This is a genomic window from Paenibacillus sp. UNC496MF, assembly GCF_900113915.1.
GTDB lineage: Bacteria > Bacillota > Bacilli > Paenibacillales > Paenibacillaceae > Paenibacillus_Z > Paenibacillus_Z artemisiicola.
This window is the reverse complement of record NZ_FORE01000004.1, coordinates 127,664-139,175: the sequence shown is the minus strand read 5'-3', so window position 1 is coordinate 139,175 and position 11,512 is coordinate 127,664. Positions and strand designations below refer to the sequence as shown.

The 11,512-nt window shown below is 62.8% G+C and carries 9 protein-coding genes; 3 read left to right on the top strand and 6 right to left on the bottom strand.

What is annotated here, in order from left to right; all coding sequences use genetic code 11:
- Positions 1 to 2 precede the first annotated feature (2 nt).
- From glgD to BMZ79_RS00620, 4 genes are all read right to left on the bottom strand, one after another.
- Entirely contained in the window at positions 3 to 1,115 is a 1,113-nt protein-coding gene (glgD, locus tag BMZ79_RS00635; protein ID WP_177221937.1) for a glucose-1-phosphate adenylyltransferase subunit GlgD, read from the bottom strand.
- Complete coding sequence (locus tag BMZ79_RS00630; RefSeq protein WP_090635693.1) at positions 1,112 to 2,278, bottom strand: glucose-1-phosphate adenylyltransferase; 1,167 nt, start codon at positions 2,276 to 2,278, stop codon at positions 1,112 to 1,114. The genes glgD and BMZ79_RS00630 overlap by 4 nt, the downstream gene beginning before the upstream one ends.
- Before the next feature lie 53 nt (positions 2,279 to 2,331).
- Complete coding sequence (glgB, locus tag BMZ79_RS00625; protein WP_090635691.1) at positions 2,332 to 4,281, bottom strand: 1,4-alpha-glucan branching protein GlgB; 1,950 nt, start codon at positions 4,279 to 4,281, stop codon at positions 2,332 to 2,334.
- A gap of 148 nt (positions 4,282 to 4,429) precedes the next feature.
- Positions 4,430 to 4,903 carry a MarR family winged helix-turn-helix transcriptional regulator gene (locus tag BMZ79_RS00620; protein ID WP_090635690.1) on the bottom strand — a complete coding sequence of 158 codons (474 nt, stop codon included), beginning with the start codon at positions 4,901 to 4,903 and terminating at the stop codon, positions 4,430 to 4,432.
- A 224-nt stretch (positions 4,904 to 5,127) separates the two neighbouring features.
- Between BMZ79_RS00620 and BMZ79_RS00615 the strand changes: the two genes are divergently transcribed.
- A complete protein-coding gene (locus tag BMZ79_RS00615) occupies positions 5,128 to 6,294 on the top strand; it encodes an iron-containing alcohol dehydrogenase (protein ID WP_090635688.1) in 1,167 nt (388 codons plus the stop codon).
- Between the two features lie 323 nt (positions 6,295 to 6,617).
- Positions 6,618 to 7,649, top strand: a complete 1,032-nt coding sequence (locus BMZ79_RS00610) for a DUF2332 domain-containing protein (protein WP_090635687.1) — start codon at positions 6,618 to 6,620, stop codon at positions 7,647 to 7,649.
- A gap of 231 nt (positions 7,650 to 7,880) precedes the next feature.
- On the opposite strand, the gene BMZ79_RS00605 is transcribed toward BMZ79_RS00610, so the two are convergent.
- Entirely contained in the window at positions 7,881 to 8,774 is an 894-nt protein-coding gene (locus BMZ79_RS00605; RefSeq protein WP_090635685.1) for a helix-turn-helix transcriptional regulator, read from the bottom strand.
- Positions 8,775 to 9,024: 250 nt separating this feature from the next.
- Here BMZ79_RS00605 and cysC point away from each other — a divergent pair, with 250 nt between their 5' ends.
- On the top strand, positions 9,025 to 9,636 hold the full coding sequence (gene cysC / locus BMZ79_RS00600) for an adenylyl-sulfate kinase (RefSeq protein WP_090635684.1): 612 nt from the start codon (positions 9,025 to 9,027) through the stop codon (positions 9,634 to 9,636).
- A 66-nt stretch (positions 9,637 to 9,702) separates the two neighbouring features.
- Here the strand turns inward: cysC and BMZ79_RS00595 are convergent, their stop codons facing one another.
- Positions 9,703 to 11,505 carry an ABC transporter ATP-binding protein gene (locus BMZ79_RS00595; protein ID WP_090635682.1) on the bottom strand — a complete coding sequence of 601 codons (1,803 nt, stop codon included), beginning with the start codon at positions 11,503 to 11,505 and terminating at the stop codon, positions 9,703 to 9,705.
- Positions 11,506 to 11,512 lie beyond the last annotated feature (7 nt).

The following is an 11,512-nucleotide window of genomic DNA, read 5'->3' as shown; positions in this document are numbered from 1 at the left end:
AATCAGATGACTCTCCGTTTCATCGCGATGAACGGCGACGCTTCCGCCCCGTACAGCTCGCGGCTGCGCTCGACCGTCACGTCTTTGTCCAAGATCACGTGGTTGACGGAGCTGTTCTCGCCGATGACGCCGTTCTGCATGACGATGCTGTTGCGCACGACCGCGCCTTTGCGGACGTGCACGCCCCGGAACAAAATGCTGTTGATGACCGTGCCCTCGATGATGCAGCCGTTCGCGACGAGCGAATTGATCGTCTTCGCCCCTTCGGCGTAGCGCGCCGGCGGTTCGTCCTTGACCTTCGTGAAGACGGGGCCCGGCTCGTAGAACAGGCTCTTCCACACTTCTGGCCGCAGCAGCTGCATGCTGTTCTGGTAATAGCTGTTCAGCGTGTTCACGACGCCGAGATAACCTTCGAACGCGAAGCATTGGATGTGCAGCTTGTCGACGCGGGACATGATCGCGTGGCGGACCAGATGGTCCCGGCCTTGGGCGAGCGACGTGTCGACCAGCTCCAGCAGCAGCTCCTTGCGCATCAGGTACATCTCCATCGAGACGAGGTCGCTCTCCATCCGGCCGAAATGATCCTGCATCGCCGTGACGCGCCCCCGCTCGTCGACCTGCACCTTGCGCGCCCGGCCGCCGAACAGCTCCGTCTGCTCCTTGCAGATGACGGTAATGTCGGCGCCGCTCGCCTTATGCGAGGCCAGCACTCCTTCGAAATCGAGATTGCAGATCATATGGCTGCGCGCGACGAGCACGTATTCGTGCGTGCTGCGCGCGAAGAAATCGCGGTGCTGGTAAAAGTGGTAAAGATCGCCCCGCCGCACCTCGTTGACGTCGTCCGTCACCGGCGGCATGATGAACAGCCCGCTCTGGCGATGGTGGAGGTCCCAATGCTTGCCGGAGCCGAGATGGTCCATCAGGGAACGGTATTTCGTCTGGGCGAAGACGCCGACCTTGTTGATGCCGGAATTGACCATGCTCGACAGCGTGAAGTCGATCAGCCGGAAGCGCGCCCCGAACGGCACCGTGGCCAGGCAGCGGCTCGCGGTCAACGATTCCATCTCGTCCGATTCGTGAATGAGGTTGATGACGCCCAAAATCGCGGAATTCATGTGTGCTTTACCTCCTGCAGCGTGGAATTGACGTCGACGAGCTCGTCGCTGGCGATGACGGTGACGGTCTCGCCGTCCGGACTGCCGATGACGGCCCCGTCCGCGATGATCGCCCCTTCCCCGATGATGGCTTTATAAATGCGGGCGCCTTTGCCGATCTTGGCGTTCGGCATGACGACGGATTCGCGGATTTCGCTGCCGACGCCGGACTGCACGCCGTGGAACAGCACGGAGCGCCGGACGAGCCCTTCGACGAAGCAGCCTTCGGTCACGAGGGAGTCGGCGATCTCCGCCGTCGCCGCCGCGTAGTGCGCGGGACGGTTCGGATTGACGGAATAGATCCGCCAGTCGCGGTCGTGCAGGTCGAGGGCCGGCTGCTCGGACAGCAGGTCCATGTTGGCTTCCCACAGGCTCTCGAGCGTGCCGACGTCCTTCCAATAGCCGCCAAACGTATAGGATTGCAGGCGGACGCCGTCATGCAGCATGGCCGGGATGATGTCCTTGCCGAAGTCGTTGCCGGAATGCTTGTTCGCTTCGTCGCGGATCAAATACTGCTGCAGCACCGGCCACGAGAAAATATAGACGCCCATGGACGCCAGATTGCTCGTCGGCACCTTCGGCTTCTCTTCGAAATTGACGATCGCGCCGTCGTCGTCCACGTGCATGATGCCGAAGCGGCTCGCTTCCTTCCAGGCGACCTCGATGCAGGCGATCGTGACGTCGGCGCCCTTCTCTTCGTGCTCCCGCAGCATGAGATCGTAGTCCATTTTATAGATGTGATCGCCGGAAATGACGAGCACGTAATCGGGTTCATAGAGGTCGATAAAGCCCATGTTCTGGTAAATGGCGTTCGCGGTGCCTTTATACCACATGCCGCCCTTCGACTTGACGTACGGCGGCAAAATCGCCATGCCGCCGTCTCTCCGGTCCAAGCCCCACGGACTGCCGATGCCCAGGTACGTGTTGAGCACGAGCGGCTGGTACTGCGTCAGCACCCCGATCGTGTCGATGCCCGAATGCGCGCAGTTGCTTAACGTGAAATCGATGATGCGGTACTTCCCGCCGAAGTGAACCGCGGGTTTGGCCAGGTCTTTCGTCAGCACGCCGAGACGCTTGCCCTCGCCTCCGGCTAGCAGCATGGCGATCATTCTTTTTCTGCCCATGGACACCTTCTCCTTCTCGGCTGTCAGCGGCCCGCTGCAGCGCAAATTGTGCCTTACGTCCTTCCATGCAAAGCGGAAAAGCGTTCGCTGCGGCCATGTTCCCCTGGGGCAAACACGAACAGTTGAAACGAAAGCGGCGGTAGATCGAGCAGCAGGCTGCCGGGCCTTCCATGCCAGGATGTCTTGGTGCTGTATAGGACTTCCGGCGCATGTGCCAAGGCACCGCCGAAAGCTGCCGCCTCACTGTGCAAAGCCACCCGGTAACGGCCGGGCTCGGGAACGCCGACGCGGAACTCGGGATAGTGGTTCGACGAGAAGTTGCAGACGACGACCGAGAAGTCGTTCGCCGCATGGCCGCGCCGCATGAAGACGATGACGCTCTGGGCGGCGTTGTGGACGTCGATCCACTCGAAGCCGCCGGGATCGCAGTCCCGTTCCCACAGCGAAGGCTCTTCGCCGTAGGCCCGGTTCAGCGCCTTGACGTAAGCGTGCATGGCCGCGTGCTTCGGGTACAGCAGCAGCTTCCAATCGAGCGCTTCGTCGTATTTCCATTCGTCGAATTGGCCGTATTCGCCGCCCATGAAGAGCAGCTTCTTGCCGGGATGCGTCATCCAATACCCGTAGAACAGGCGCAGCTGCGCGAAGCGCTGGTCGTACGGGCCCGACATTTTGTTCAGCAGCGACTTTTTGCCGTGCACGACTTCGTCGTGGGAGAGCGGCAGCACGTAATTTTCCGAGAAGGCGTAAAGCAGCGAGAAGGTAATCAAATTGTGGTGGCGCATCCGCTCGGGCGGATCGAGCGCCATATAGCGGAGCATGTCGTTCATCCAGCCCATGTTCCACTTGAAATTGAAGCCGAGTCCGCCCATGTACGTCGGGGACGTGACGGCCGGCCAGGAAGAGGAATCCTCCGCGATCATGAGCGCGTCGGGATAATAGCGAAACACCGTTTCGTTCAGCCGCTTCAGGAAGCGGATGGCGTCGATGTTCTCGTTTCCGCCGAAGGCGTTGAACGTGAACATTTCGGGGGGTTTGTCGAAGTGAAGGTCGATCATGCTGGCGACGGCGTCCACGCGAAGGCCGTCGATATGGTAGACGTCCATCCAGAAGACGGCGTTCGAGATCAGGAAGCTTTGGACCTCCGTCCGGCCGAAGTCGAAGGCCAGCGTGCCCCACAGCGGCTTCTCGGCCCGCTTCGCGTCCGCGCCTTCGTAGATCGGCGTGCCGTCGAACAGGCGAAGCCCGTGGTCGTCCTTGCAGAAATGGCCGGGGACCCAATCCAAGAGGACGCCGATGCCCTTCTGATGGCACCGGTCGATCAGGTACATGAGCTGCTGCGGCGTGCCGAACCGGCTCGTGGCGGCGTAATAGCCGATGACCTGGTAGCCCCAGGACATGTCGAGCGGATGCTCGGTGACCGGGAGGAGCTCGATATGCGTGTAGCCCATGTCGGCGACGTAATCGACGAGTTCGTCCGCGATTTCCTCGTACGTCCAGAAAAGCTCCTTGCCCCAGCTGCGCCAGGAGGATAGATGAACCTCGTACACGAGCATCGCTTCGTGGTAAGGGCTGACCTCCTGCTTGCGCTTCTGCCAGGCGGCGTCCTTCCACGCGTAATCGGACAAGTCGGCCACGACGGACGCGGTGTTCGGCCGCAGCTCGGCCTGGAACGCGTACGGATCGGATTTCAGCCGCTTCGCCCCGTCCTGCGTATGTATTTCGTACTTATAGACCGTGCCCGTATCCAAATCGGGAACGAAGAGGCTCCAAACGCCCGTATCGCCGATCGGCTCCATCACGTGGCGCTTGCCGTCCCAGCCGTTGAAGTCGCCCACGACCCGCACGCTGCGGGCGTTCGGCGCCCATACGGCGAAGCGCACGCCCTGCTCGTCGGCCAGACGGATGGGATGCGCACCGAATGTGCGGTAGCTGTGATAGAGATCGCCGTTATTGAAGAGAAACAAATCGCGCAAAGAGATTCCGATCGTTGCCGCGTTCGCCATAAAGTGCCATCCACCTCCTATATGTAGCGTCTTTGTAAAGGTTTTGTCAAAAATGCTGACGCAGCGCGACCATGGTTCCATTATACACGCCCCGCCCGGTCTTGGCACTTATTTTCAGAAAATTCTTGCAGCTTGGGAATCCGGGTCTTTAGACGCGTTCCATGTCGATTTCATACGCCTCGAGCGCGTCCAAAATGCGCCTGTGCCCGTCCAGCAGCGCGCCGACCTGCCCCTCGTCCAGCGCTTCCAGCGCGGCCGCCATCGCCCGGTACGAATACGCCTGCCGGATCGACCGGCTCGCGAGCTCCTCGCCTTTCGGCGTCAGCTTCACGTTAATCTCCCGGCGGTTGCCCTCCGCCTGCGTCCGTTCCGCGATGCCCGCCTGCACCAGCCCTTCGACGCTGACGCTGAGCGTGCTCTTCGAGGCGTGCAGCCGTTCGGTCAGCTCCTTCAGCGTCAGGCCCGGGTCGCGGTGCAGCGTGTTGACGACGGCCATGCCCTGCAGGGTAAGCCCGAGGCTCTCCGCGTTGCGGCGGGTGAACTCGGAGGCCGCCCGCGTCACGGCCATGAACGATTGCAGCACGTCGGCGGCTTGTTTCACTTTCGGATCGGAATAGTCCAATCGCCTTCTCTCCTTCGTCCGTTCGACACCGATTTTACATAGTTCGACAAAGAACTGTTCGTATATGAACTATTATAAAAGGGACGCGGCAATCTCGTCAAGCCGCTTTCTTCGCCTCGCTCCGCTTCATGCGGGCCATCGCGCGCTCCCTCGCCGGACGGCTTGACTTCGGGTTTTTGGAATCGCTAAGATAAAGAGGTTCGAAACCATTTTGGAGGTGCAGCATGCACAATTTCGCTTTTCACAACCCGACGAAAATCGTATTCGGCAAAGGGACCGTGTCGCAGCTCGGGGGCCTGGTCGCGCCTTTCGGAAAGACGGTTTTACTTGTATATGGATCCGGAAGCATAAAAAGAACCGGCCTGTATGACGAAGTCATGGACCAGCTCCGTTCCGTCGGCGCCAAGGTCGTCGAATTGTCCGGCATCGAGCCGAATCCGCGGCTGACGTCCGTCCGCCGCGGGATCGAGCTGTGCCGCGCGGAAGGCGTCGAATTCGTGCTCGCCGTCGGCGGAGGCAGCGTGCTGGACGCCGCCAAGGCGATCGCGGCGGGCGCGCGCTACGACGGCGACGTCTGGGATTTCTTCATGCACAAGGCGAAGATCGCGGACGCGCTGCCGATGGGCTCCGTCCTGACGTTGTCGGCCACCGGCTCGGAAATGAACGGCAACGCCGTCATATCGAACTGGGAGACGAAGCAGAAGCGTTCGTTCGGCAGCATACATACTTACCCGCGCTTCTCCGTTCTTGACCCAACGCTTACGTTCTCCGTGCCGCGCGACCAGACGGTGAACGGCGTCGTCGACATCATGTCGCACGTGTTCGAGCAGTACTTCTCGCTGACGACGGACGTGCCGCTGCAGGAACGGCTGTGCGAATCGATTCTGCTCACGGTCATCGAGAACGCGGAGAAGGCGCTCGAGAAGCCGGACGACTACGCGGCGCGCGCCAATCTGATGCTGTGCGGCACGATGGCGCTGAACGGCGGCCTGATCAGCGTCGGCATGGCCAACGACTGGGCGTCCCACGGCATCGAGCACGAGATCAGCGCGATCTACGACATTCCGCACGGCGCCGGCCTGTCGATCGTGTTCCCGAACTGGATGCGCTACGTGTACGATTCGCGAATCGACCGGTTCGTGCAGTACGCGGAGCGCGTCTGGGGCATCGAGCGCGGCGGCAAGTCCGACGAAGACATGGCGCTCGCCGGCATCAACGCGACGCGCGCGTTCTTCACCCGGATCGGCGCGCCGGCGACGCTGTCCTTCTACGACATCGGCGAAGAGCACTTGGACGTCATGGCGCGGGAAGCGGTCCTGTTCGGCCCGATCGGCAGCTTCAAGAAGCTGAACGAGGAAGACGTGAAGGAAATTTTGACGCTGGCGCTGTAAGCCGGGCGGGCAGGCGGGCTAGAGAACCGGGGCCGGAAGCCGGTTCAGGATAAGCAGGCGGCGTTTCGGCTTTGGGCCGTGACGCCGGTTTAAGGACGATGCGCCGAATCTCCGCCGCGAATGCCGCCCGTTGTCGCATGAACGCAAAAAGGTCTCCCCTCCGTTAACGGAGGGGAGACCTTTTTGCGTTCGCTTATATCGCCGATGCCGCGAAAAGCGATCAACTTATTTTATAAGTCGCATAAAATAGTTAAAATTCCGTTTATCGACATCAGCGTATATACTACGTATACCATCCGCTCTGACAAGGAGGCCTCTCCCCAATGCCGCTGCCACAGCCGCTGCCGGACTTGTTCCGGTATTTCGCCGAACGCTGCTTCCGCGGCTCCAGCCCGCTCTACGAACGGCTCTCGCTGGCCGTCGCGGAGGATCCGGAGCTGCTCGAGCTCGCGTCCAAGGCACAGCCCGGCCAGCTGCCCCCGAACATGCTGTTCGGCGCCGTCCACGACCTGCTCCTCCGGGGCGACGAGCATCCGCTCCGGTATTTCTATCCGAGCCTGACGCCGAACCCCGGCGACCCCGAGCTCGCCGTCCGGCCGTTCAAGGCTTACTGCCGCGCGAGGCGAGGCGCGCTCGCGCGGCTCATCGGGACGCGGCGCGTCCAGACGAACGAGGTGAACCGCTGCGCCTTCCTGTATCCCGCCTTCTGCCTGATCCACCGCGACGCCGGCAAGCCGCTCGCCTTGGTCGAGGCCGGCGCGAGCGCGGGACTTAACCTGCTGTGGGACCGCTACGCGTACGATTACGGCACGGGCGGGAGCTGCGGCAGCCCGTTCCCCGCCCTCGCGCTGAAGTCGGAGCCTCGCGGCGGGACGATGCCGTTCCTCTGTCGCCGCAGCCCGCCCGTGGCCGCCCGCGTCGGGATCGACCTGCGCGTGAGCGACCTGCGCCGGGAGGACGATTACCGGTGGCTGCAGGCCCTCGTCTGGCCGGAACACCGCGAACGGCGGACGAACCTCGCGAAGGCCGCCGCCTGCCTGAAGGCGCAGCCGCCGCTTCTCGTCGAGGGCGACGCGATCGCGCTGCTCGGCGAAGCGGCCGCGGAGATGCCGGGGGACGCGGCGCTGGTCGTCTTCCACACGCACGTCGCCAATCAGTTCTCGCCGGAAGAGAAGCAGGCATTCCTGGCACGGCTCGAGGCCATCGCCGAGCAGCGCGCCGTCTATCATCTCTATAATAATATGGGCGACGCGCTGCTCCGTCTGGACCGTCATGCAGGCGGCCGCGCGCAGCGGCTTGCGGCCGCCGAGACGGACGCCCACGGCCGGTGGTTCCGCTGGCTTGACGCGCCGTGAACGGACCGGCCGTTGTTCGCCCGGCGTCCGGGCTCGCCGTCTCGAGCACGCTGCCCCGGGAGGCAGGCGCCGGGCAGACATCCAGCCGGACGAACCGCCGCAGGCGCGCTGTCTTCGACGGGCCGACAGCACCGCAGCCGCCGGGCCATCTTCCGGCAGACAGCGCAAAGAAGCACGGACGAGGCGTCCGTGCTTCTTTCGCCGCCGGCGTCCGCGTGCGGACCGCCCGGCCTATTCGTCTTCCTCGTCCGGCCGGTTCGGCCGGGACAGCGACGTCCCGGTGAACCGCTTCCGGTACGAGAGCGGCGTGATGCCGACATGCTCCGCGAACGAGCGGGAGAAATGCGGCGTCTGCTTGAAGCCGGTCTCGTCGGCGATCCGCGAGATCGGCCAGTTCGTCTTCATCAGCATGAGCTTCGCCTGATCCATCCGGTACGCGAGCAAATACTGCTGCGGCGTGCAGTCGAACACCTCGCCCATGCAGCGCGCGATGTAGTTGGGGTGAAGCCCCATGACCTCGCCGAGCTTGCTGTTCGTCACGGTCGTGCGAAAATTCATTTTCAAGTAGGCGGCCGCTTCCTCGGCGACGGAGATCGGCGCCTTCGCCGCGTCGCTCCGCCAGCCTTCGTCGAACAGCTGCAGCAGGTGCAGGAACCACTGCTGGCGCTGCCAGAAGGCGGCATGCGAGGTGCCGAGCGCCGCGTCGTGCAGCTTGCCGAAGAGCGAGATCGCTTCCTCCGGATACGAGACCGTCATCGTCTTCGGCAGCCGAATGGCGTAGGAGTAGTAGTCGCCGCGAAGGGAGCCGCAGCTGTTCCCTTCGTGCTCCTCCCACGGCCCGGCCGTCTGGAAGTGAACCCAGTCGAACACCGTCTCTTCCGTGCAGGGCTTGGTCGGATAATGCCACAGGTCCGGCCGCAGAATCAGCATTTGGCCGGGGCCGATTTCCCAGGTATCGGACTCCTCGCCGATGTGCAGCGTGCCGCTGTGAACGAAGAGCAGGTCAAACACGCCGATGTTCCGGCGATTCGGATGCTCGCCGCCTTTCGAATACGTTCCGCGATTGGACTCGATGAAATACGGCAGCGGCGGCGAAAGAAAGGTAAGCAGCGGTGCGGACGACAAGCCGGAAGCCCCCCAGTAGCGATGTGCGAGAATAGTCTTGTTGCCCGTATATTTTAGCAGACATAGCCGGCGCGAGGAATACAAAAACGGAAAAAAGACGCCGCTTCCCGAAATTTTCCGGACGGCGGCCCGGAGGCGCTATCCGGACCCGGTCCGGAAGCCTCATTCTTGCGGGCGGCGGCAACTTCGGCCCCGGGCTGTGCTAGAATAAGTACGAGAGCGGCTAACCGCATACGGAGGAGATGACAGCATGGAACAGAAGAGCAGCAACATCACTTGGCAGCCGTCCATGGTGACGCGGCAGGACCGCAACCGAAGAAACGGCCACGGCAGCCTCGCGCTGTGGTTCACCGGCCTATCCGGCGCCGGCAAGTCGACGCTCGCGCTGACGCTCGAGAAGGCGCTGCACGACCGGGGCATCGGCTCGTACGTGCTCGACGGCGACAACATCCGGCACGGGCTTAACCGCGACCTCGGCTTCTCGGAGGAAGACCGCAAGGAAAATCTGCGTCGGATCGGGGAAGTGTCGAAGCTGTTCGCGGATGCCGGTCTCGTCGTGCTGTCGGCGTTCATCTCGCCGGACGAGCAGGACCGCCGGATGGTCCGGGAGCTGTTCGCGCCGGGCGAGTTCGCCGAGGTCTACGTGAAATGCTCGCTCGAGGAGTGCGAGAAGCGGGATCCGAAAGGCTTGTACAAGAAGGCGCGCAGCGGGCAGATCCGCAACTTCACGGGGATCGGCGCCAAATACGACGTGCCCGGCAGCCCGGAGCTCGTCATCGATACGGAACGGATGCCGGTGGCGGAAGCGGTGCAGCTGCTGCTCGGGTATTTGGAGGAACGGAACGTCCTCGCGAACGGTTAAGCGCGGAAGCGCTCGGCCGGGCGAAGGACGCCGACAATGAAGAAGAACACGCAAAAAAAGCCGGGGCTATGCGTTCGCCCCGGCTTGAAATTCCAGCAATTTGCCGAACGCGCCTCTGGCGTCCGCGGACAGCTGCTGGTAGCCGCCACGCTGGATGACGCGTCCTTTGTCGAGCACGAGCACCTGGTCCGCGTTGCGGATCGTGGACAGCCGGTGGGCGATGACGATAATCGTCGTTTTGCCCTTCAGCCGGTCCAGCGCATGCTGGATCTTCGCTTCGTTCTCGCTGTCCAAGGCGCTTGTCGCCTCGTCCAGAATCAGCATCGCCGGCTTGCGCAGAATCGCCCGCGCCAGCACGATCCGCTGCCTCTCCCCGCCCGACAGCCGCACCCCGCGGTCCCCGAGCACCGTATCGAGCCCCTGCGGCAGCGCCCGCACGAATTCGTCCGAAGCCGAGAACGCCAAGGCTTCCCACATCTGCGCTTCGCTGGCGTCCGGCGCCGCGATCAGCAGGTTCTCCCGGATGCTCGCGTGGAACAGGAACGGATCCTGCGAGACGTAGCTGACGGAACGCCGCAGCGAGAAGCCGTCCTCCTGCCCCAGCCGCTTCCCGTCCACGAGCACTTCGCCTTCCTGCGGCTTGATGAGCCCGATCAGCAAATCGATCAAAGTGCTCTTGCCCGCCCCGGACTTGCCGACGATCGCCGTCATGCTGTTCACCGGGATCGCCAGGCTGACGTCCTCGAGGGCGTATCCCGCGCCGCCGCTCTCGTACTTATAATGAATGCCGCGGCATTCGATGCCCGCGTTCATGCGCAGCGGCTTAACCTCCGGCGCGGCGTCCACATCCGCCAGTTCCTTCGCGAGCAAGCATTCCCGCTCCAAGTCCGCCAGGCTTTTGAAAGCCGGCAGCGACTGCGCGATTTGCTCCCAATTGGCCTGCAGCGCCGAAAATTTCGGCCACAGCCGGGAGAAGATGACGATGATCAGCACGAGGCTTTCGGCCGGTACCTTGAACGCTTCGAGCGACAGGAACACGAACAGCGAGATCAGCACGACGGAAGCGACTTTGTAGACGAACTGCGAAGCCGACTGCGTGCGGCCGAAATGCACGAGGTTATGCTCCATCCGGCCGCACAGCGCGCGGAACCACGACATATGCTGCGCTTCGGTCATATTGCTCTTGATGTCCTTCATGCCGTTGAAATGGTCGGTCATGCCGCCGATGTACTGCTGCGCCAGCTCCGTCGTTTCGTCCCCGATCGTCTTCGAGCGCTTGATGAACTTGCTGGAATAGACCGCGACCGCGAGGCCGCAGACCAGCACCATCGCCGTCAGCTTGGCCGAGAGCCACAGCGCGAAGCCGATCTGCACGGCGGTGAACAGCAGCGTCGTCGTCAGGCGCAGCGCCAGGTACGTGCTCATGCTGACGCGCAGCAGCTCGTTCGTCATGACGTGCGTGAAGTCGGAACGGCGGTTCTTCAGGTAGAACGGCCACCCGGCCTGCAGCAAGCCCCGGTACAGGTCCTCGCGCAGGTAGCGGATGAAGCCGTGCTGGATTTCCAGGTTCAGGTTCGACTGCTTGCGCTGCATGAGCGCCTGCCCCGTGATGAGCACGATGAACCCGCCCAACAGCACGGCGAGCCGCGACTTCTCCGGAATCGCCTTCAGCGGCTCCACGAGTCCGGACACGAACGGAATGCCGCTCGTATTCAGCGAGAAAATCCCGATCAGCCCGAGCGCGGGGACGAGCATGAAGATGCCGATGCCCTCCAGGAAACTGATCAGCGTCATGCCGATCAGATTCACGTAGAGCTTGTAGCCGGCGTACCGGCGAAGCTTGTCGATATAATGAAGCAAATGCCTCATGGTCTGC

Excerpts from the sequence above, each read along its gene's own strand:
- cysC (WP_090635684.1), top strand. The coding sequence starts at position 9,025 with ATGGAACAGAAGAGCAGCAACATCACTTGGCAGCCGTCCATGGTGACG.
- glgD (WP_177221937.1), bottom strand. The coding sequence starts at position 1,115 with ATGAATTCCGCGATTTTGGGCGTCATCAACCTCATTCACGAATCGGAC.
- BMZ79_RS00610 (WP_090635687.1), top strand. The coding sequence starts at position 6,618 with ATGCCGCTGCCACAGCCGCTGCCGGACTTGTTCCGGTATTTCGCCGAA.
- BMZ79_RS00595 (WP_090635682.1), bottom strand. The coding sequence starts at position 11,505 with ATGAGGCATTTGCTTCATTATATCGACAAGCTTCGCCGGTACGCCGGC.
- BMZ79_RS00630 (WP_090635693.1), bottom strand. The coding sequence starts at position 2,278 with ATGGGCAGAAAAAGAATGATCGCCATGCTGCTAGCCGGAGGCGAGGGC.
- glgB (WP_090635691.1), bottom strand. The coding sequence starts at position 4,281 with ATGGCGAACGCGGCAACGATCGGAATCTCTTTGCGCGATTTGTTTCTC.
- BMZ79_RS00615 (WP_090635688.1), top strand. The coding sequence starts at position 5,128 with ATGCACAATTTCGCTTTTCACAACCCGACGAAAATCGTATTCGGCAAA.